Origin of the sequence: Candidatus Amarolinea dominans, assembly GCF_016704685.1 — a bacterium.
GTDB classification, from domain to species: Bacteria; Chloroflexota; Anaerolineae; order SSC4; family Amarolineaceae; genus Amarolinea; species Amarolinea dominans.
Window position 1 is genome coordinate 124,447 of the sequence record NZ_JADIZS010000013.1, and the last position, 21,013, is coordinate 145,459.

Genomic DNA, 21,013 nt, shown 5'->3' on the forward strand with positions numbered 1-21,013 from the left:
CCCATGGCTAATATCAACCTGACAATAGATGACCGTCCGGTCTCCGTGCCTGCGGGCACGCTGGTGACAGACGCGGCCAAGACAATCGGAGCCGATATTCCTGTCTTCTGCTCGCATTCGCGGCTCGATCCACTGGGCGCGTGCCGCATGTGCCTGTGCGAGATTGGCGACAGCCGCGGCCAACGCCTGCAGACGGCCTGCACTGTGCCGGTCGCGGAGGGCATGATCGTCAAAACGGATACGAAGCTGGTCAAGGAGACGCAGGAAGCGACGCTGGCCTTCATCCTGACCAACCACCCGCTCGATTGCCCCATCTGCGACAAGGGCGGCGAGTGCCCGTTGCAGGATCAGACCTTCGAGTATGGCCCTGGGCTGAGTCAGTTTGTGGAGCCGAAGCGGCGCAAGCAGAAGCACTACCCCATCAGCGATCTGATCATGCTCGACCAGGAGCGCTGCATTCTGTGCTGGCGCTGTACCCGTTACCTGGAAGAGTGGGAAGATAAGCCACAGTTGGGTCTGTTCGAGCGCGGCGGCGAGACCATCATTGACATCTTCCCCGGCCGGCCGGTGGACGCCAAGACCTCGGGCAACATCATTGACCTGTGCCCCGTGGGCGCGCTGACCAATCGCGCCTCGCGCTTCCGCTACCGGCCGTGGGCCATCGAGGGGGTGGAGACGATCTGCACGCACTGTGCGGTGGGCTGCAACGTGCGGGCGGATGTGCGTCACAACGAACTGCGCCGGGTGACGGCGCGCGAGAATGCGGCGGTGAACGACCTGTGGCTGTGCGACAAGGGGCGCTTTGCCGTGGACTACGTCAACAGCCCACAACGCCTGACCACGCCGCTCGTGCGTCGCAGCAAGGGCGGCGCGCTGGAACCGTCCACATGGGACGCGGCGCTGACCCTGGTCGCGGACCGCTTGAGCGGGATCGCGCAGACCAGCGGGCCGGCGGCTGTGGGCGCGATCGGCTCGGCCAAACTGGCGAACGAGACCAGCTATCTGCTGCAGAAGCTGATGCGCACGTTGGTAGGCACGAACAACGTGGATCATCGTTTTGGCGCGGCCGTGGCGGCCATCAGCAACGGCCTGCCGGCCCTGCGCCAGGTGGACAGCGCCGATTTGATCGTCCTCCTGGGCTTCGATCCGTCCGAAGAGGCGCCGGTGCTGGAGCTATTCATCAAGCGCGCCGCGCGGCGCAAGGGCGCCAGGCTGCTCATCGCGCACCCGCGCCGGGTTGAACTGACTAAGTATCCGGGGACTTACCTGCCCTATCGTCCCGGCGGCGAAGTGGCGCTGTTCCACGGCATGGCGCGGGCGATTCTGAAGAATAAATGGGAGAATGAGCCGGCGGCCCGTCGCATTCCCAACTATGCGCAACTGGCCGGCTGGGTGAGCGAAGTCACGCCCGCGGTGGTCAAGGCCCTGGCCGGCGTCGAGCAGCAGGCGCTGGAAGCCGCGGCCCAGGCATTGGCGCAGGCCAAGAACCCGCTCATCCTGTTTGGCCCGCTGCTGACGCGTGGCCCGGCTGGCGCGGCGACCCTGCAAGCCCTGCAGAACCTGGTCTGGCTGTGTGGTCATGGCGAGCGCCTGGCCTACGTGGGCCTTGAGGCCAACAGCCAGGGCGCCCGCGATATGGGGCTGCTGCCGGCGCAGTTGCCGGGACAAGCCAGCCTGGACGATGCCGCGGCGCGTGAGCACCTGGGGCGGCTGTGGAACACGCCGCTGCCGGCGCAGCCTGGTCTCAGCTATGGGCAGATGATCGCCGGCGGGGTGAAGGCGCTCTACGTCATGGGCGCCGACCCCGCCGCGGACAGCGCCGCCGCCCGCGCCGCCCTGGCAAAACTCGATTTCCTGGTGGTGCAGGACATTTTCTTGAGCGAAACCGCCAACCTGGCCGATGTGGTGCTGCCGGCGGCTGCGTCGTTCATCGAAGCCGATGGCACGTTTACCAATCTGGAGGGCCGCGTGCAGCGCGGCCTGGCCGGCAACCGTCCGCATGGGCAGGCCGCGGCCGATTGGGCGATTCTGTTGCACCTGGCGCGGCTGTGGCCGCTGGACAAGAGGGCAGACGCAGCGCCGGCCGCGGCAGAGAAGCGTGAGGAGAAGAAGGGCAAGGACAAGGCTGCCAGAACAGCGCGGCGCCGGTCCGGCTTCGACTTCGATTCGCTGGCCGCGATCATGCAAGAAATCAGTCGCGCCATCCCTGCCTACGCAGGGATTCACTGGGATGCCCTGGCCGCGACCGGCAAACAAACGAGCGCCAGGCCCGCGGCTAATCGCAAATTCCAGGCCGTGGATCTCAAGACCTCCGGCGGCGACGGCGCGTATCCGCTGGCGCTGGTGGGGGGCACGCTGCTGTTCGACGGCGGCCGTCTGCTGCGGGCCACCGAGAAGATCGCTCAACTGACGCCGGCGCCGTTCGTGGGGCTGAATGCGGCCGATGCGCAGGCCCAGGGGCTGTCCGCCGGCGATAATGTGACGGTGTCATCGGCGGCCGGCCAGGTGACGCTGCAGGTTAAGGTGGATGCCAGCGTGCAGCCGGGCAGCGCCTGGGTGCCATCAGGCCAGACCGGCGAACCGGCCAACCTGTTGACTGGTCAGGCGGTTGCGGCGCGTGTCGCCGTGAGCAAGGCGTAGGGGCGGGAGAAAGCAAGAGACAACTATGGACTGGATGAGTCTCGTCGTCATTCCGATCATCAAGAGCCTGGTGCTGATCATTGGCCTATTGACGGCCTTTGCCTACCTGACGTGGTACGAGCGCAAGCTGGTGGCGCGCTTTCAGGTACGTTATGGGCCGAACCGGGCCTGGAAGTTTGGCCTGGGGCAGCCGGTGGCGGATGCGTTGAAGGCGATTTTCAAGGAAGAAGTGGTGCCCGCGCACGTGGATAAACCGGTGTACCTGCTGGCGCCGGCTTTGTCGCTCTTGCCGGCCCTGGTGGCCTTTGCGGTGGTGCCGATCGCCCCTTCGATGATGCTGTTTGGGCGCAAGATTGACTTCTTCATAGCCGATGTCAATATCGCGTTGCTCTATGTGCTGGCGATTGCGAGTGTGGGCACCTATGGTATTATTCTGGCCGGCTGGTCGTCCAACAACAACTATTCGATCCTGGGCGCGCTGCGAGCGAGCGCGCAGATGGTGAGCTACGAGCTGCCGATGGGGGTCCTGCTGGCGAGTTTCGTCATCATCACGGGCACGCTCAGCCTGCGGGGAATGGTGGAGACGCCGCGAGCGCTGTGGCAGTCGTTGTGGATGATGGTGGCGTTCATTCCGTACTTCATCTGCGCGCTGGCTGAGACCAACCGTTCGCCGTTCGACCTGCCGGAAACGGAGAATGAGCTGATTGCCGGTTTCCAAACCGAATATGGCGGCATCAAGTTTGCGCTGTTCTTTATGTCGGAGTACATCAACATGATTACCAGCAGTGCGATCATGACGACGCTCTTCTTCGGCGGCTGGAAGGGGCCGTTGGTGGACCAGTTCCCCGGGCTGGGACTTGTCTACTTCTTCCTCAAAGTGGTTGCGGTGTTGTTCCTGTTCATCTGGGTGCGCGCGAGCATCCCGCGTGCGCGCTATGACCAATTGATGCGTTTTAGCTGGAAGTTTCTGCTGCCGCTGTCCCTGGCCTACCTGGCGGTGACAGCGGTACTGAAGGTGGTCATTGGTTAGCCGTTGTTCTTATTGCAGGCTGCAATCCGGCGGATTGCGCGACAGAATCAGCGAGTAGAGTCATGTCAGCATTTAACGATACTATCCGGGATTCTTTCCGGGGCACTTTCCAGATTGCGCAGGCGATGGGAACCACCCTCAAGCATCTGTTCCAGGCGCCGGTGACGGTGGAGTTCCCCGAGCAGCCGGCTTCGATTTATCCGCGCTTTCGTGGGCGGCACTATTTGCGGCGCTATGAAAACGGCCTGGAACGCTGCATCGGCTGTTCGCTGTGCGAGGCGGCCTGCCCGACCGGGGCGATCCTGGTGGAGGCGGCGGAAAACAGCGATAGCGGGCGTGTGTCGCCGGGCGAGCGCTACGCGCGTGTGTACGAGGTCAACCTGCTGCGCTGCATTTTTTGCGGTGATTGCGAAGAAGCCTGCCCGGTGGAGGCGATTGTGCTGGGGCACGATTTATCGCTGGCCCAGTATACCCGCCGTGACCTGATATTGACCAAGGAAGACCTGCTCAACTCGCCGGAGCCGAACGTTGTGATCCGGTCGGACGTGTGAAAGGGAAGCTATGCCGCTTGTCTTGTTTTTTGCCCTGGCCCTGATCGCCATTGCGGGGGCCGTCGCTCTCGTGGCCGCGCGCAACCCGGTAAAAAGCGCGCTGTTCCTCCTGCTGAACTTTGCCAGCCTGGCGGTGATGTACATTCTGCTCAACGCCCAGTTTCTGGCTGCGGCGCAGATCATTGTCTACGCCGGTGCGATTGTGGTGCTTTTCCTGTTCGTCATCATGCTGATCGGGTGGCGAGTGAGCGACACGATCGCGCCGGCGCGGGTGTGGACGCGTGGCCTGGCGGTGGGCCTGGGCGTTCTGCTGGTGGCCGCGTTGACTTACGCGCTGCTGACGCCGCTGGCGAATCCGGCGACGACGGGCGCGCCGGACGGTGGGAGCACGCAAGCCATTGGCAGTGCGCTTTTCACCTCCTACCTGCTGCCATTCGAGCTGACGTCGGTGCTGCTGCTGGTGGGCATTGTGGGCGCCATTGTGCTGACGAGGAAACCGGGCCAGTGATGGCGGCGGGCTGAGAGCGAGACTGACGGGGATTTACGTTCGATGATTCCAACTTCGTACTACCTGATTCTGAGCGCCCTGCTGTTCGTGGTGGGCGTGGTGGGTGTGCTGGTGCGGCGCAATGCCCTCATTATTTTCATGTGCATCGAGATGATGATGAACGCCGTCAACCTGAGCTTCGTGGCGTTGGCGAACCAGTTTGGTCACATGGAGGGTCAGATCTTCGTGCTGCTGGTCATGGCCGTGGCCGCGGCCGAGGTGGCGGTGGGGCTGGCGATCCTGATGGCGCTGATGCGGCACAAGGATTCGACTAACGTGGATGAAATCGCCCTGTTGAAGTGGTAATCCCAGAGCAAGTCGCGTTCAGTCAACCGTCTGCGGCACGACGCCGGCGCTTGTGGGCGCAAGTCGCGGTGATTCTGCTGGCCTTTGGGCTGTTTTGCGCCGGCCTGACGAGCGAATCGTTGTGGCTGGATGAAGTCAGCAGCATTTACAACAGCCAACTCCCCCTGGCCCAGGTGGTGCAGGAGGCCGCGGCCGATACGCACCCCCCGCTCTACTACCTGGTTTTGCACTTTACGATCAGAATACTCTCTGGCAACCAGCCGCTGCAAGGTCACACCGGCGAATTCATCGCCCGTTGGCCGTCGGTCCTGGCCGGCGTGCTCAGCGTCGCCGCGCTGATGATACTTGGTCAGAGATCAGAGGTCAGAGATCAGAGATCAGAGATCAGAGATCGGGTACGTGGAAGGCGGATGATCTCCAATCTCCGGTCTCCGGTCTCTGGTCTCCCTCTCTCCAGCCTCCCCCTCCTGGCGGGCCTCCCCTTCGCCCTGTCGGCCTATGCACGCTGGTATGCCCAAGAGACGCGCATGTACGCACTGTTGACGCTGTGGGGGGTGCTGGCAACCTATTGGCTGCTGCGTGCGGCGTCGCAGGAACGGGCATGGCGAGGCTGGCTGCTCGATATTTTTATCTGCGTCGCCGGGCTGTACACGCACTATTATTTTGTGATGGTGCTGCTCGTTCACTATCTGCTGTGCCTGGTTGAACTGGGCCAGCGCTGGCGCAGGTCGCGGCCGAGTTTCAGGTCCGCCGCGCTGATCTGGATCGGCGTGCAGGGCGCCATCGCCCTGGCCTTTGCGCCCTGGCTGCCCACGCTGTTGACGCAGGTGGGGCGCGGGGAGGGTCTGTGGATTGCCCTGGCGGTGGGCCGCCCAGACCCGGCCACCCTGGCCTACGCACTGGTGCAGATGACAGGAATGCCGGTCAGCGGTCCGGCCCTGCTGCGCTATGCCGGTTACGCGCTGGCGCTGGGGCTGTGTGGTTGGGGCGCCTGGCAGATCAGACGGCCGGCCTGGCGTGCGCCCGTGACCGTGGCGTTGATGTATGCGCTGGCGCCGGTGCTGGCGGCCCTGCTGATCTCGCAGGCGCGGCCGATTTTTGCCAGCCGCTATCTGTTGCTGGCGCTGCCGGGCTGGTGTCTGCTGCTGGCGTTGGGGGTGACGGCGCTGACGGCCGTGCGCTGGCGGCTGGTTGCGAGCGGCGTGCTGCTGCTGTTGATGGGGCTGACGGTGGCGACGCAGGCGGCGACGCCGGAGAATCCACCCTGGCGTGAGGTGGCGGCGTGGGTCAGGACGCAGGCGCAGCCCGGTGATTTCGCCGTCTTGATCCCCTCGTTTCACTGGCGGCCGTTCACCTACTACGCGGGGCGCGACCTGGTGGCCTTCGAGGACGAACTTTGGCTGCCGAACGATGATTTGGACTGGCGGGCGCAGTTCGCGGCGGCGGCGCAGGGTCATCACCGCATCTGGCTGATCTGGTGGCGGCCGCATTGGGGCGACCGTGAGGGGCGTGTGCGTGCGATGTTGGAGGGACAGGGGACGCTGCTGAGTGAGCGTGAATTCCCCGGTGTTGACCTGGTGTTGTTATACGATTTGACTGGAGCAAACCTCCACCCGTAGGCCGGATGAACGGCCAGATATTGAATCGGGTGGGATTCTGGATTTGGGAATTGGGGTTTAGCGTTCTATGCTCAATTTTGCCTGGCTTCTTCTCGTTTTTCCGCTGCTGGGCGCGCTGATCAACCTGTTGATCGGCCGGCGCCTGGGCAAAGCGGCCGGCTGGCTTGGCGCGGCGGCCATTGGCCTGGCGTTTGTCGTGGCCGTGGGCCTCTTTGCCGGCCTCTGGGCGCGGCCGGCCGAGGAGCGCAGCGTGGTTCAACTGCTCTGGCATTGGATTACCATCGGTACGTTCAAGGTAGACATCGCCCTCTTGATTGATCCCCTCTCGGTCACGATGGCGCTGGTGGTGACGGGCGTCAGCGCGCTGATCCATGTCTACTCCATCGGCTACATGGATCACGAGCCGCGCTACACCCGCTACTTCGTCTATCTCAACTTCTTCGTGCTGATGATGCTGGTGCTGGTCATGGCCGACAACTTCCTGCTGATGTACGTGGGCTGGGAAGGAGTGGGCCTGGCCTCGTATCTCCTGATCGGCTTCTGGTTCGACAGGCCGAGCGCGGCCGACGCGGGCAAGAAGGCGTTCCTGGTCAACCGCATCGGCGACTTCGGCATGGCGCTGGCGATCATGCTGATCTGGAGCACGATCGGCACCGTCAGCTTCAGCGAGGTCTTCCGCCAGGCGCCGGCGCTGCAGGGGGTGGCGACCACGCTGGGTCTGCTGCTGCTGTTGGCGGCGACGGGCAAATCGGCGCAGATTCCGCTCTTCGTCTGGCTGCCGGACGCGATGGAAGGCCCGACCCCGGTCAGCGCGTTGATCCACGCGGCGACGATGGTCACCGCGGGCGTCTACATGATCGCGCGCACGCACGCCATCTTTCAACTCTCGCCGACTGCGTCCCACTGGGTGGCCTGGATTGGCGTCCTGACCGCGTTCATGGCCGGCACCATTGCCCTGGTGCAGACGGACCTCAAGCGCATCCTGGCCTACTCCACCATCAGTCAGCTTGGCTATATGTTCCTGGGCGTGGGGGTGGGCGCGTACAGCGCGGGCATCTTCCACCTGACCACGCACGCCTTCTTCAAGGCGCTCTTGTTCCTGGGTGCAGGCAGCGTCATGCACGCGCTGCACGGCGAGCTGGACATCCGCAAGATGGGCGGCCTGCGTGAGAAGCTGCCGGCGACCTATCGCACCTTCCTGATTGGTGCGGCCGCGCTGGCCGGCGTCCCGCTGCTCTCTGGCTTTTTCAGCAAAGATGCGATTCTGTTCAAGGCGTTCGAGGCCAACTTCCTGCTCTACCTGGTGGGCACGTTGACCGCCTTTATCACCGCCTTCTACAGTTTCCGCGCCGTCTTTGTGCCCTTCTGGGGCAAGGCGCGTGACAAGAAACTGGCCGACAAGGCGCACGAAGCGCCCGCGGTGATGACTGGGCCGCTGTGGATTCTGGCCGGACTGGCGGTGGTCGGCGGCCTGCTCAACCTGCCGGCGGTGTCGAGCCTGGAGCACTGGCTGGAGCCGGTGTTTGCCGATGTGAAGGTTGCGGAGACGGCGGCGAATCTGCCGTTGGAACTGGGGCTGTTGGTGGTGGGTGCGCTCGTGGCCGGTCTCGGCATCTGGCTGGCCTATCAGGCTTATGTGGTGCAGCCGCAACTGCCGGAGCAGACGGCCAAGCGTTACGACCTGGCCTACCGCTTCCTGCAGGCGAAGTGGTACGTGGATGAGCTGTATATGCAGATGATCGTTGTCCCGCTCAGGGACCTGGCCGGCTGGCTGGACGCCACCTTCGATCAACGAGGCATAGACGGCGCGGTCAACGGAATTGCGCGGGGTCTGGGCGCGATGGGGCAGGGCGTGCGCCAGTTGCAGACCGGCCTGGTGGGGACTTACGCCCTTGCGATCGTCATGGGCGTGGTGGCCGTGGTGGGGTATCTGGCGCTGCGCTGAAAGGAGCAGAGATGACGCCGATTGTACTGCGGGAAGAATCGCTCATCGAGGCGGTCAATCAAGCGGCCCGCCAGGAGGGCCTTGACACGGCTGAGCTTGTGGCGCGAGCGGTGCGATACTACCTGGCTGCCTATCGTCAGCAGCGCATCCTGATCGAGACGGACGCGTGGCAGCGTCTCGACGCGCAGGAACGCGCGCGATTCGAAGGGCGGTATGTGGCTGTGTGCCACGGGCAGGTGGTAGACAGCGACCCCGATCAGGGAGAGCTTTATCGTCGCATTCATGATCGCTACGGGAATCAATCGGTGCTGATTACGCCGGGCGGCAGCCAGCCGGCGACGCGCTATCGCATCCGTTCGGCGCGGCGGTGACAGTCATGCCGAACTATGATGAACTGAAGTTCCCGCCGGCCCCCGTGCTTGAACTCAGGATAAGCTGCCCGGACAGCAGCCCATCTTCAGCGTCAGTCTTAGCACTGATTGACACGGGCAGCGATTTTTCGCTGGCGCCAGAAAGGTGGCTGATCGAAATCGGGGCGCCTGCACTTCGCGCAGCATCGGCGCGTGGACTGTGGAGCGATTACCGCTCTGTGATGTTGTACCTGGTTGATCTGCACCTTGACCAGGGGGTTCTGGCGAATATCGAAGTGGTTGGCTTCTCCGGCGACGATCCCGAGGATGACCAGGAGATGATTTTGGGGCGCAATGTGCTCAATAAACTGATTGTGTTACTGGACGGGCCCCGTTTACGGAGCGAAGTGCTGCAGCGCCGTCCGCTGAAGTTCTAGCAACTGAGAAACCACATGCCATTCTTGATCTCTACAATTGTTTTTCTACCCCTTGCCGGCGCCTTGATTTTGCTACTCCTGCCCAATGAGCGGGCGCAGCGCGTATGGGCGCTGGTCGTGTCCCTGGCGACCTTTGTGGTTTCGCTGGGCCTGTTGCTCTGGTGGCAGAACGGCGAAGCCGGTATGCAGTTCATCGAACAGCGCGCCTGGATACCCGCCTTCGACATTCAGTATTACCTGGGCGTGGACGGTATCAGCCTGTGGCTGGTGCTGCTGACGACCTTCCTGATGCCGCTGGTGATTTTCTTCTCCTGGCAGAGCATCCACAGCCAGGAACGCAGCTACTACTTCTTCATGCTGCTGATGGAGACGGCGATGCTCGGCGTCTTCAGCGCGCTGGACTTGATTTTGTTCTATGTTTTCTGGGAGGCCAGCCTGGTGCCGATGTATTTCATCATCGGTCAGTGGGGCGGACCGCGGCGCGTCTATGCCAGCGTCAAGTTCTTTCTCTACACCCTGGCCGGCAGCGCGCTGATGCTCGTGGCCATCCTGGTGGTTTATTTCTATGGCGGCACCTTCGACGTGATCGTGTTGCAGGGCAAGAACCTGGCCTACATCGTGCAGTTCTGGGCCTTTCTGGCCTTCGCGCTCGGCTTTGCCATCAAGGTGCCGCTCTTCCCCTTCCACACCTGGCTGCCCGATGCGCACGTGGAAGCGCCCACGGCCGGCTCGGTCATCCTGGCCGGCGTTCTCCTGAAGATGGGCACCTACGGCTTTTTGCGCTTCTGTCTGCCGCTCTTCCCGCAGGCGACCGTCACCTTTGTACCCTGGCTATCGTCTCTGGCAGTCATCGGTATCCTGTACGGCGCGCTGGTCGCGCTGCGCCAGCGTGACATCAAGCGCCTGGTCGCCTACTCCTCCGTGGCCCATCTCGGTTTCGTGGTGCTCGGCATCTTCACGTTGACCCCGCAGGGCATGGCGGGCGCGGTCTTGCAGATGGTCAACCACGGCCTGAGCACGGGCGCGTTGTTCTTGCTGGTCGGTATGCTCTACGAACGTCTGCACACCCGCATCATGGCGGAGCTTGGCGGCCTGTGGAAAGAAATCCCCATCTACGGCGCCTTTTTTCTGATCGTCATGCTCTCCTCGGTGGGCTTGCCGGGCCTGAACGGCTTCGTCGGCGAGTTCACCATCCTGGTCGGCGCGTTCAAGGCCAACCCGGCCTTTGCCTGGCCGGCCACCGCGGGCATCATCCTGGCCGCCTGGTACATGCTGACCGCCTTCCGCCAGATCATGCAGGGACCGGTCCCAAAGACAATCACGGTGGTGCCCGATCTCACGCGACGTGAGATTGCGATCATGGTCCCGCTGGTGGTGCTGTTTGTGGTGATCGGCCTCTTCCCCAACCTGTTCTTCGACAAGATCGCCCCTTCGGTCGAGAGCCTGGCGCAGCATCTCCGAACATCCCCGCCGGCGGTCATGACCGACCTGGGTCGCCCCGGATTTTAGAGGATCATCCACATGACGATTCAGATACCGACGCTCGATTTTCTCGCCATTCTGCCCCAGCTCGTGCTGGTGGGCATGGCGCTGCTGATTCTCATGGCTGAAGTCACGCGGTTGCGCGGCCACAAGCGTCTTTTGGGCGGGCTGGCGCTGGCGGGACTCTTGCTGGCGCTGGGAGCCAGCGCCTGGTTGTGGCAAGGCCCGGCCCGGCACTTCCAGAACATGGTGGTGGCGGATTCCACCGCGCTCTTCGCCAACGTCATCATCCTGACGGCGGGCGCGACAGGCGTCCTGCTCTCCGTGGGCTACATCGAGCGCATCAGCGACAGCGTCGGCGAATACTACGCGCTGCTGCTGCTGGCCTGCGCCGGCATGACCCTCATGAGCGCTTCCACCAGCCTGATGACCATTTTCATGAGCCTGGAAATCCTTTCTGTGGCGCTCTACATCATGACCGGCTTCAACCTCAAGCAGCCGCGCTCCACCGAAGCCGCGCTGAAGTATTTCCTGCTGGGCGCCTTTGCCAGCGCTTTCTTCTTGTACGGCGCGGCCCTGGTCTACGCGGCCACGCAGACCACCGACCTGGTGCAGGTGGCCCACTTCCTGGCGCCGCTCTCCACCCCCAGCCCCATGGCGCCGCTGCTGCCGGTAGGCGTGGGCCTGCTGTTGATCGGCTTTGGCTTCAAGGTGGCGATGGTGCCTTTTCACATGTGGACGCCTGACGTTTATCAGGGCGCGCCCACGCCGGTCACCGCGTTCATGTCGGTTGGCGTCAAGACCGCCGCCTTCGCCGCGCTGCTGCGCGTGCTGGCCAGCCTGACCAGTTTCGACAAGCCGTGGCTGTGGGTCATCGCCATTTTGGCCGTGCTGACCATGACGGTGGGCAACCTGGCGGCGCTGCGGCAGAGCAGCCTCAAGCGCATGCTGGCCTATTCCAGCATTGCGCACGCCGGCTACATCCTGGTGGGTCTGACCGGCAACAACGATCAGGCCGTCGGCGCCACGCTCTACTACCTGTTTGCCTATGCCTTCATGAACATCGGCGCGTTTGCGGTGCTGCAGACGCTGGAAAACAACGCCGAGATGGATGTAGATGTCAGCGCGCCCAACGGCCTGGGCAGGCGGCAGCCGGCGCTGGCCGCGGTCATGACGATCTTCATGCTCTCGCTGGCGGGCATTCCGCCCCTGGCCGGCTTTTTCGGCAAGCTCTACGTCTTCAAGGCGGCCGTGGATGCCGGCTGGACCTGGTTGGTCATCGTGGCTGTGCTCAACAGTGCGCTCAGCGCCTACTACTACCTGCGCGTCACCGTCAACATGTTCCTGGGCAGCGAAACCGCCAGCGGCCAGATCGTCCTGACCCCGGCCTGGAACCTCGCCTTGATCGTCGCCAGTGTAGGCACCGTCTTGGTCGGCGTATGGCCCACGCCGTGGATGGCCCTGGCCCGCACCACACTCCTCGCCCTGGTTGGCGGGTGACGCGGGAATTGCGACGCTCAATGATCAGCACGAACCATTCAACCGTACACGCCGATTGGCCTTCGTTCTGCCCAAAAAACATCCGAATCCCAGGGTCAACTCGCCGTCATTGGACGGGGCGGGCGCTGCGTCAGGGCTGCGCACTGGCGCTTCTGCTGAGTGTACTGGTTGCGTGCGGCCCGGCCGCGACGCCTGCGCCATCTCCGGCGCCCACCGCCACTGCCACGGTCGCGGTCACGGCCACCAGCGCTCCGACGACCACACCGCCCACCAGTACGCCCGACCCTGCCGTGGCGCAGGCGGAGCGCATGGGGCAGTTGACGGCCGCCATCCGCGAGCACAAAGCGGACGCGGCCGAAGGATTGATCGTCGCGGGCATGGATGTGAACGTCGTCCTGAGCTACCGAGGCCTGACTCCGCTGTCGTTGGCTGCGGCCGAAAACGACCTGCCGATTGCGACGCTCCTCCTAACGGCCGGCGCCGACGTCAGCCTGGTCAACCGGAACGAATACGGCACGACCGCGCTGATCGAAGCGGCGCAGCGCGGATACGTGGGAATGGTCACGCTCCTGCTCGACCATAAGGCGGACGTCAATCAGCGCGATGCCGCAGGCGATCCGGCCTTGAACTGGGCCACCTACTACGGACGAAAAGCGGTTGTGGAACTTCTCATCGCCCGCGGCGCCCACCTGACCGTGGTCGGTTCCGGCGGCGGCACTGCGCTCAAGACCGCCATCGCCCAGGGTCACAAGGAGATCGAGCAGATCCTGCGTGCGGCCGGCGCCACTGAATGATATTACCGCTATCCCCCCATCAGGAGTAGAACCTGAACGCATCGCAAGCACTCCATGCCGCGGGCCAGATTCCGGCCACGAAGGCCGGGCCGCCCGCGATCAGCGCCGCGATTGCCGCGGGCAGCAACGTCAACGTCACGCTGATCTTCTCACGCCGCCGCTATGCCAGATTGGAAACTCCCACCATGCGCTCAGGGAACTGGTGCGAGCGCGGGCGCGGTCTGCGCCGCGTGCCAGCGGTCGTAGGCCAGGTTGAGCAGCGGGACGAATTCGCCGCTGGCTTTTTGATTGCCCACGGGCGAGGGGTGATCGTCGTTGCCGCCGTCGGGATACGCGGTGGTGTTACGCCCCTGGTCGGTGACGTATTGCAGCGCACCGTCACGCCAGCGATGGTGATTGCCGGTGGCGCGGCCCAAGTCGTTGGTGCGCCAACTACCGCCGTTGCTGGTCAGCACATTGTAGAAATCGAAGACGAACACATTGGGGTAGGGGTAGTTGTCCAACCACTCCTCAACCAGCCAGCGATTGAACGCGCGGGCGTTGGCGCCCCATGTGCCGTCCTGCAGCGGCGGCGCGGTGATGACGACGAAGAGCTTGTCCTGGCGCGTGGCGAAATAGGCCAGGATGTCGTTGTAGATGCCCTTGGCGTTGGCGACGGTCATGGCCTCCGAACCTGAGTCCTGGCCGCGCAAGGGGTTGTCACCGCTGCTGGGCGGATCGTTCGGGTCACCCATCAGGTTGGAGTTGGGAAAACACGACTTGAACATCACGATTTGATTAGCTCCGCCCGGATCGCTCTGCAGGCGAGTGTAGCCGGCGTGCTGCTCACTCTCGGCATACAGCGCCTCCAGGTAGGTGTCGCGCTGCGGCCCGGCGAACCAACTGAACCAGTGGCCGATGTCGGTATGATCACCGATCAAGTCGAAACCCGCGTCCTCGTCCGGCGGCCCCCAGCCGTAGTTGGTGTCGCTGACGAAGTAGTTGTTGTTAGCCAGGGCCACGCCCAGGCCGCCATGCTCATCGGCCAGCCAGTTCTCGCCTGAGGAATGGTGAATGAAGATGAGCTTGACCGTCTGCGTCGGCGGGTTAGGAACCACGGACGGTGTCGTGATGCTCGGCAAATACGCGTGCGTCGGCGTTGCCGCCGGCGCAGAGTCTGCGGCCGGTTGACCACAGCTACAGATCAGGCACAGCAGAGCCGCACCTGAACACAACAGTCGAACGATGGACGGCATAATAGACCTCCTGAGCAATGGCACCCTCAGTATACTCCGGTATCCGGAACTTTTCAAGGCCTATTTGGATTCTGGGTGCATTCTGAATTTGGCTCGAAGACATCTGAACCTGGGGAGACGGGCGGCCGCAGCAGCAGCACCGCGCTGATGATCGCTGCGCCGCCCGCGATCTGCAGCAGGGCCAGCCTTTCGCCCAGCAGCAGGTAGGCCAGCGCGCCGGCGATGACCGGCTCCAGGGTGGCGACGACGCTGGCGACGCTGACCGGCACCCAGCGCACGCCCAGTGAGTAGGTCAAGGCGCCGCCCAACGTCGGTATGACGGCCATCGCCAGCAGCCAGGGCCAGCTTGACGGCAGCGCCAGCGGGCCGAGCAACTGCCCTGCCGGCGCCAGCAGCAGAAAGCAGCCGGCCCCGATCAGCAGCGCGTACGTCTGCACGGTCCAGGCGGAATAGCGGGCCACAGCGATCTTATTGAAGACGCTCCATAGCCCATAGCCGAGGCCGGCGGCCAGGCCGGCCAGAACTCCCAGGCCGTTCAACCGCAGGTGACTCACATCGTACAGTCCCGCAACCAGCACCGATCCGACCAACGTCAGCCCCAGGGCCATGAGCAGACGCCGGTGCATCTCCTCACCCAGCCAGCGCCAGGCAATCAATCCTACCCAGGCCGGCGCGGTGTAGAGCAGCACCGCGGCCACTGCCACACCCACCAGGTCAATCGCGTAGGCGTAGGCGATGAAGAAGCCGGCCACGCCAAACACCCCATAGGCGACGAGCAGCGGTAAGTCGTGCCGGTTGACCGCCAGCAGCCGCGGTTTGCGCAGCGCCAGCACAGCCAGTAGAATCAGCCCGGCCAGCAGACTGCGATAGGACGCCACCGTCAGCGGCGTCAGACCAAAGCGATCAATCAGCACTTTGTAGAACAGACCGAGCGTGCCCCACAGCGCCGCGGCCGTCAGCACCAGCGCGTAGCCACGCGCTGGCGTCGAATCGTTTGACATAATCCTCCAGTCCTGATCGTGCCGAAATCAACGGCGCACAGTGTAGCGCAGACCGATGATCGGGGCAAACCGGGCGAGGAGGTGACGTTTGTACGCGCCGCCCGTCTCAAAGCTGGATGATGTAGGGAGAGAGAGATGGATAACCGCGAGCCGCCGTCCGCAACCGAGGTGGACGACGAAACAGACCCCAGCGCCTGGCTTTTTGCCTTGACGCCCGAGGCTTTTGAGCAATTGAGCGCCAGCAGTGCCGAGCTGCACGAATCGGACGCGGACTCGCCCCTGGCCGGACTATTGGCCGCATGGCTGCAGATCGAGCGCAGCAAACAATCGTTGATGGAGCTATTTGCATGACAACACAGCATCTTTTGGTCACCGGCGCCACCGGCTATGTCGGCGGCCGCCTGATTCCGCTCTTGTTGGCGGCCGGGCATCGTGTGCGTGTGCTGGCCCGCGATCCGGCCCGTTTGCAGGGCCGCCCCTGGCTGGCGCAGGTGGAGGTGGTGCAGGGCGATGTCCTGCAGGCGCAAACGCTCCCCGCGGCCATGGCCGGCATCACCGCGGCCTACTACATGGTGCATAGCATGAGCGACAGCCCTGATTTCCACGAGCGCGACGTCACCGCGGCCACCAACTTTGGCCGCGCCGGCCGGGAGGCCGGCGTGCAGCGCATCATCTACCTGGGCGGCCTGGGCGATACGCAGGCCGATCTTTCGCCGCACCTGCGCTCGCGCCAGGCTACCGGCGACGCCTTGCGCGCCGCGGTTGCGTCCCCGGACGCGGCGCCTTCGCCCACGACCGTCACCGAATTCCGCGCCGCGGTCATCGTCGGTTCGGGCAGCCTTTCCTTCGAAATGATCCGCTACCTGACCGAGCGCGTGCCGGTTATGATCTGCCCGCGTTGGGTCTACACGCGCGTGCAGCCGATTGCGGTTCGTGATGTGCTCAATTACCTGGTTTCCGCGCTGGCCGTGCCCGAAAGCGCCGATCGCATCCTGGAAATTGGCGGCGCCGATGTGCTGAACTACGGCCAGATGATGACCGGCTACGCGCAGGCGCGCGGGCTGCGCCGCTGGCTGCTGCCTGTGCCGGTGCTCACCCCGCGCCTCTCGTCCTATTGGGTGCATTGGGTGACGCCCGTGCCCGCGGCCATTGCGCAGCCGTTGATCCAGGGCCTGCGCAACGAAGTCATCGTGCGAGAGAACAGCGCCCGGCGCCTCTTCCCATCCATCCGGCCTCTCGACTACGCCACCGCGCTGCGCTTCACCCTGGCGAAACTGGACGCCGGCGAGGTGCAGACCACCTGGAAAGATGCCCTGGTCAGCAGTCAGGGCGACGTTCCGCCGGTGACGTTCACCGTGCAGGAAGGCATCCTCATCGAGCAGCGCCAGCAGGTGGTCGCGGCCGCGCCTGAGACCGCGTTCCGCGTCTTTGCCGGCATAGGAGGCCGCCGCGGCTGGTTCTACGCCAACTGGGCCTGGGAACTGCGCGGCCTGGCCGACCGCCTGATCGGCGGTGTGGGGCTGCGCCGCGGCCGCCGCCATCCCGATGACCTGCGCGTGGGCGATGCCCTCGATTTCTGGCGCGTCGAGGCCGTCGAAGCCCCGCGGCTGCTGCGTCTGCGCGCCGAGATGAAAGTCCCCGGCCTGGCCTGGCTGCAGTTCGAGACCCAGCCGCAGCCCGATGGCCGCACCCGGCTGGTGCAAACCGCCTTCTTCGCCTCCAAAGGTCTCTTCGGCCTGCTCTACTGGTATGCCCTCTACCCCCTGCACGGATTGATCTTCTCCGGCATGATCCGTGAAATCGCCCGCCGCGCCGAACAAACCGCCCCCACGCCGTAGCGCCGAATAACGTCGCCCGGCCAGGAGACCGAACTGGCCGGTGACCCTCTCCTGCCTCCTCCCGTCTCATTTTCCGTAGCCATGCAGCGCTACGTGAGGAAGAAATGAAGGAATGACATTCATGAAAACCAAACGCTTACTCTGGCTGACTCCGCTTTTCCTGCTGATCGCGCTCGCGGTCGGCTTCCTGGCCTGGACCACGCTGTCCGCCGCCGCACCCATGGCCGAAGCGATCACCGTCACGCAGGAAAGTACAACGCTGGCCGGCGAGAACTGGCTCGTCTTCCAGCCGCCGACGGCCAACCCAACCACGGGCCTGGTGTTCTACCCCGGCGGCCTGGTTGACGCCCGCGCCTATGCCCCGGCCGCCCGCCAGATCGCCGACGCCGGCTACCTGGTGGTGATCGTACCGATGCCGCTCAAACTCGCCTTCTTCGACGCCAACCGCGCCGGCGAGGTCATGCAGGCCTACCCCGCGGTGCAGCGCTGGGTCATCGGCGGCCATTCCCTGGGCGGCGCCATGGCCGCGCAGTTCGCGTATCAGCATCCCGATCAAGTCGCGGGCCTGGCGCTTTGGGCGGCCTATCCGGCTGCCAACAACAGCCTGGCCGACCGCCGCCTGGCCGTGACTTCGATCTTCGGCACGCTCGATGGCCTGGCGACCGGCGACAAGATCAGCGCCTCGGTTCCACTCCTGCCGCCTGACACCCGCTTCGTCGCCATCGAGGGCGGCAACCATGCCCAGTTCGGTTGGTACGGCAAGCAGTCGGGCGACAACGAAGCGACCATCACGCGCGAGGCACAGCAAGCGCAAACCGTGGCCGCGACCCTGGCCCTGCTGAGCGAGGTTGCAAAGTGATTCTAATGAAGCGACTTGCCCGCACCGCCCTGATTGTCATCGGTCTCCTGCTCCTCCTGGTTCTAACCGTCCCCTTGTTGATCCCCGTGCCGCCGCTGCCCGGCCTTCTACCGCCGGAGCAAGTGGCCGACGCGGACAGCGAGTTCATCACCGTCAACGGCCTGCGCCTGCACGTCAAGCGCAGCGGCCAGGGCGAGCCGGTCATGGTGCTCTTGCACGGTTTCGGCTCGCACACCGAGACCTGGCGATCGGTGCAACCGCAACTCTCTGCCCTGGGCACGGTCATCGCCTTCGATCGCCCGGGCTTTGGCCTGACCGAGCGCCCCCTCACCTGGACCGGCGCCAGCCCATACAGCCCGGCCGCCCAGGTTGACCTGGTGATCGGTCTGCTCGATCAGCTCGGCATCCAGCGGGCCATTCTGATCGGCAACTCGGCCGGCGGCACGATCAGCGCGCAGGTCGCGCTGCGCTACCCGGATCGAGTTTCCGCGTTGGTGCTGGTTGATCCGGCCATCTACGCCGGCGGCGGCACGCCCTCGCTGGTCAGGCCGCTGCTCAACTCGCCGCAGATGCGTCACCTGGGGCCGCTGCTGGCGCGTTCGCAGGCCGCCAACATCGCCAATCTGCTGCCCACCGCTTACCATGACCCGTCGAAGGCCACATCGGAGATGCTGGCGTTCTACCAGCGCCCGCTCAAGGTCGAGAACTGGGACCGGGGTTTCTACGAATTCCTGGCCGCCAGCCGGTCGCCGGGCACGCTGAGCGAGGATGTCAAGCGCCTTGCCCTGCCGGTCCTGGTCGTTACTGGCGAGTTCGACACCTGGGTGCCCACGGAGCAGAGCCTGCGCCTGGCGCGGGAAATCCCCGGCGCGCAGCTGGCCGTCATGCCCAACTGCGGCCATGTGCCGCAGGAAGAATGCCCGCAAGATTTCTTGCAGGCCGTTGTACCATTCATCACTGGATGAGCGAAAGGGCGTCGTACGACGAGTCAATTCGAGGTTCTTTTTAGCGGCGGCATCATGGGCGCGGCCGGCCTGAACGTGGCGGCCACACTGCTGCACGACCTGTCGTGTCCGCGGCTATCACATTAAGCGTTGTGACCGTAACTGCTCACCCTGCAGGCCGATTTGGACAGGATGAACAGGATGAACAGGATTCTTGCTCTGTGGTGTGCAAAACTATCGGCACGAGAGTTCGAATATCCTGTCAATCCTGTCAATCCTGTCTGAATTCCAGGCAGACCCAGCAGTTACTTGTGACCTCATGTGGCTGAGGCTGAAACGAGTGCCTTATGCAGAAGCCTGACGATCGCGGGACATCTGAAAGCGCCGAAGCCTTCCAGGAATCAGAATACCAGGCGTTTGGCTTCATGCGCACGTGGGCACGCACTGGTCTCTTATGGCTCCCACGGCATCAGTCGGCCATCCTCTTTAGCGCCGCCTGGCTGCTCATCATCGTCATACTGCCGATTTTTCAGCGCAACCTCGGCGTCGAGGCCCTGCCGCGCGGCGTCATCATCAGCGTTCTCTTGCAGCTCATTGCCGTGATCGCCATCCTGACGGACGCATGGGGTGGGGTGCGCGTGGCGCGGGTTGCGGTCGTCGTGGTTGCGTTGGCCTGGGCCGCTGAGGCGTTCGGCGTCGCCACTGGTTTCCCGTTCGGCGCCTACCGTTACACGGCTGTGCTGCAACCGCAGGTCGCGCACGTGCCGCTGCTCGTTCCCCTGGCCTGGCTCATGCTTTTGCCCCTGGCCTGGGCAGTGGCAGAAGCGATAGTCGGCCACGCGCGGCCGCTTCCCTACGCGCTGGTAACGGCCCTGGCCTTTACTGCCTGGGATCTTTTTCTCGATCCGCACATGGTACACTGGGGTTTTTGGATCTGGACTGCGCCCGGCGGCTATTTCGGCATTCCCTGGAGCAACTTCCTGGGCTGGCTACTCGTGTCTGCCGTCATCACGCTGCTTGTGCGTGCCCCGCCTGTGCCTGTGCGGCCGCTCCTCTTCATCTATACCATCACCTGGGTGCTGGAAGCGATCGGGCAAGCCTTCTTCTGGCGCCTGCCTGGGCCGGCCGCGGTTGGCGCCCTGGCTGTGGGCCTGTTCGTGTTCCTGGCCTGGCGCGGTGTTGCCCGCAACCAGATGCCATGATCCTCTGAACGTCCCGACTGTCAGCCCATGGGATCATCGGCTGCCGTTTCATCAATCAGGATGACGTGGATTTCGCCAGGACCGTGGACGCCAATGATGAGGGTCAGTTCGATGTCGGCTGTGCGGCTTGGCCCGGTGATGATGACCAGGTTGGCCGTCCCCGGCAGCAGGCGCGCCCCCTCCTGCGCCATCCAGGTGGGCAAATCCGGGTAGATGCTGCGGACGGGTAGGAAGGCCAGGTACACGGGCGGTACCAGCGCGGCGCTGCGCGCCCGCCCTGCGCCGCTGGTCACGATGATGCTGCCGGTGTCGGCCAGGCCGGCGCTGGCGCCTGTGATGCCGACAGCAACGTGATCGAGCGCAGCAGGGTCCGTGTTGACCTGCGGATGGATCGTTTTGATCCCAACCGCGGCCAGCGCCTGACTGAGATTGGGCACAGGCAGGGCCTCGTCATCCCAGGCTAACACCTCATGGGCGCCCCGCGCAACCAGCAGGTCGCGGGCTTGCCCGACCGCGGCCGCCGGCGTCAGTGGGCCGTAGGCGTGCCCACTCAGGGCGCGGAACTCCTGCTGCCAGCGCGCCACAAGGGCGTTGCCAAGAAACCCGGTTTCTCCCGCAAGCCGGGTTTCTCCCGGAAGCCTGCGGTCTGCGGCCAGGGCCGGGTTTGCCACCGCGGTGCGCACGCGGCGCAGGATTTCATCAAACCCGGTGCGATCTGGATCAGGTTTCATGG

Annotated in this window: 20 protein-coding genes and 1 pseudogene; 18 read left to right on the forward strand and 3 right to left on the reverse strand. The window is 64.3% G+C overall.

Annotation, left to right across the window (positions count from 1 at the left end; translation table 11 throughout):
- The first annotated feature begins 3 nt into the window (after positions 1-3).
- The 13 genes and pseudogenes from nuoG to IPF85_RS09900 all read left to right on the forward strand — a co-directional run.
- Positions 4-2,640: an NADH-quinone oxidoreductase subunit NuoG gene (gene nuoG / locus IPF85_RS09840; RefSeq protein ID WP_343407909.1), complete on the forward strand. Its 2,637-nt coding sequence runs from the start codon at positions 4-6 to the stop codon at positions 2,638-2,640.
- 25 nt (positions 2,641-2,665) lie between these two features.
- The gene (gene nuoH, locus IPF85_RS09845; protein ID WP_343407910.1) at positions 2,666-3,670 is read left to right on the forward strand and encodes an NADH-quinone oxidoreductase subunit NuoH; all 1,005 of its coding nucleotides are present in this window, start codon (positions 2,666-2,668) and stop codon (positions 3,668-3,670) included.
- 62 nt (positions 3,671-3,732) lie between these two features.
- The gene (gene nuoI, locus IPF85_RS09850; RefSeq protein WP_343407911.1) at positions 3,733-4,221 is read left to right on the forward strand and encodes an NADH-quinone oxidoreductase subunit NuoI; all 489 of its coding nucleotides are present in this window, start codon (positions 3,733-3,735) and stop codon (positions 4,219-4,221) included.
- A gap of 10 nt (positions 4,222-4,231) precedes the next feature.
- Positions 4,232-4,729, forward strand: a complete 498-nt coding sequence (locus IPF85_RS09855; RefSeq protein WP_343407912.1) for an NADH-quinone oxidoreductase subunit J — start codon at positions 4,232-4,234, stop codon at positions 4,727-4,729.
- A gap of 42 nt (positions 4,730-4,771) precedes the next feature.
- Positions 4,772-5,074 (forward strand): NADH-quinone oxidoreductase subunit NuoK, encoded by a 303-nt coding sequence (gene nuoK / locus IPF85_RS09860; protein ID WP_343407913.1) that lies wholly within the window; start codon positions 4,772-4,774, stop codon positions 5,072-5,074.
- Positions 5,075-5,124: 50 nt separating this feature from the next.
- On the forward strand, positions 5,125-6,693 hold the full coding sequence (locus IPF85_RS09865) for a hypothetical protein (protein WP_343407914.1): 1,569 nt from the start codon (positions 5,125-5,127) through the stop codon (positions 6,691-6,693).
- A 67-nt stretch (positions 6,694-6,760) separates the two neighbouring features.
- A complete protein-coding gene (gene nuoL / locus IPF85_RS09870; RefSeq protein ID WP_343407915.1) occupies positions 6,761-8,638 on the forward strand; it encodes an NADH-quinone oxidoreductase subunit L in 1,878 nt (625 codons plus the stop codon).
- Between the two features lie 11 nt (positions 8,639-8,649).
- Complete coding sequence (locus tag IPF85_RS09875; RefSeq protein ID WP_343407916.1) at positions 8,650-9,009, forward strand: hypothetical protein; 360 nt, start codon at positions 8,650-8,652, stop codon at positions 9,007-9,009.
- Positions 9,010-9,014: 5 nt separating this feature from the next.
- Positions 9,015-9,425 carry a hypothetical protein gene (locus tag IPF85_RS09880; protein WP_343407917.1) on the forward strand — a complete coding sequence of 137 codons (411 nt, stop codon included), beginning with the start codon at positions 9,015-9,017 and terminating at the stop codon, positions 9,423-9,425.
- 15 nt (positions 9,426-9,440) lie between these two features.
- Positions 9,441-10,934 carry an NADH-quinone oxidoreductase subunit M gene (locus IPF85_RS09885; RefSeq protein WP_343407918.1) on the forward strand — a complete coding sequence of 498 codons (1,494 nt, stop codon included), beginning with the start codon at positions 9,441-9,443 and terminating at the stop codon, positions 10,932-10,934.
- Between the two features lie 12 nt (positions 10,935-10,946).
- On the forward strand, positions 10,947-12,407 hold the full coding sequence (locus tag IPF85_RS09890) for an NADH-quinone oxidoreductase subunit N (RefSeq protein ID WP_343407919.1): 1,461 nt from the start codon (positions 10,947-10,949) through the stop codon (positions 12,405-12,407).
- Between the two features lie 20 nt (positions 12,408-12,427).
- The gene (locus tag IPF85_RS09895; RefSeq protein ID WP_343407920.1) at positions 12,428-13,201 is read left to right on the forward strand and encodes an ankyrin repeat domain-containing protein; all 774 of its coding nucleotides are present in this window, start codon (positions 12,428-12,430) and stop codon (positions 13,199-13,201) included.
- A gap of 65 nt (positions 13,202-13,266) precedes the next feature.
- A pseudogene (locus IPF85_RS09900) lies at positions 13,267-13,365 on the forward strand (transaldolase family protein); the annotation flags it as partial.
- 27 nt (positions 13,366-13,392) lie between these two features.
- On the opposite strand, the gene IPF85_RS09905 reads toward IPF85_RS09900, so the two are convergent.
- On the reverse strand, positions 13,393-14,436 hold the full coding sequence (locus IPF85_RS09905) for a hypothetical protein (RefSeq protein WP_343407921.1): 1,044 nt from the start codon (positions 14,434-14,436) through the stop codon (positions 13,393-13,395).
- Between the two features lie 53 nt (positions 14,437-14,489).
- A complete protein-coding gene (locus IPF85_RS09910) occupies positions 14,490-15,437 on the reverse strand; it encodes a DMT family transporter (protein ID WP_343407922.1) in 948 nt (315 codons plus the stop codon).
- 135 nt (positions 15,438-15,572) lie between these two features.
- Here IPF85_RS09910 and IPF85_RS09915 point away from each other — a divergent pair, with 135 nt between their 5' ends.
- The 5 genes from IPF85_RS09915 to IPF85_RS09935 all read left to right on the forward strand — a co-directional run bounded on the left by IPF85_RS09915 (position 15,573) and on the right by IPF85_RS09935 (position 20,280).
- On the forward strand, positions 15,573-15,788 hold the full coding sequence (locus tag IPF85_RS09915; protein ID WP_343407923.1) for a hypothetical protein: 216 nt from the start codon (positions 15,573-15,575) through the stop codon (positions 15,786-15,788).
- Positions 15,785-17,275: an SDR family oxidoreductase gene (locus tag IPF85_RS09920; RefSeq protein ID WP_343407924.1), complete on the forward strand. Its 1,491-nt coding sequence runs from the start codon at positions 15,785-15,787 to the stop codon at positions 17,273-17,275. The genes IPF85_RS09915 and IPF85_RS09920 overlap by 4 nt, the downstream gene beginning before the upstream one ends.
- Positions 17,276-17,396: 121 nt before the next feature.
- Complete coding sequence (locus tag IPF85_RS09925) at positions 17,397-18,134, forward strand: alpha/beta fold hydrolase (protein WP_343407925.1); 738 nt, start codon at positions 17,397-17,399, stop codon at positions 18,132-18,134.
- Between the two features lie 5 nt (positions 18,135-18,139).
- Entirely contained in the window at positions 18,140-19,099 is a 960-nt protein-coding gene (locus IPF85_RS09930; RefSeq protein ID WP_343407926.1) for an alpha/beta hydrolase, read from the forward strand.
- Positions 19,100-19,425: 326 nt separating this feature from the next.
- Positions 19,426-20,280, forward strand: a complete 855-nt coding sequence (locus IPF85_RS09935; protein ID WP_343407927.1) for a carotenoid biosynthesis protein — start codon at positions 19,426-19,428, stop codon at positions 20,278-20,280.
- Between the two features lie 20 nt (positions 20,281-20,300).
- Here the strand turns inward: IPF85_RS09935 and IPF85_RS09940 are convergent, their stop codons facing one another.
- Positions 20,301-21,011: a lactate utilization protein gene (locus IPF85_RS09940; protein WP_343407928.1), complete on the reverse strand. Its 711-nt coding sequence runs from the start codon at positions 21,009-21,011 to the stop codon at positions 20,301-20,303.
- Between the last annotated feature and the right edge of the window lie 2 nt (positions 21,012-21,013).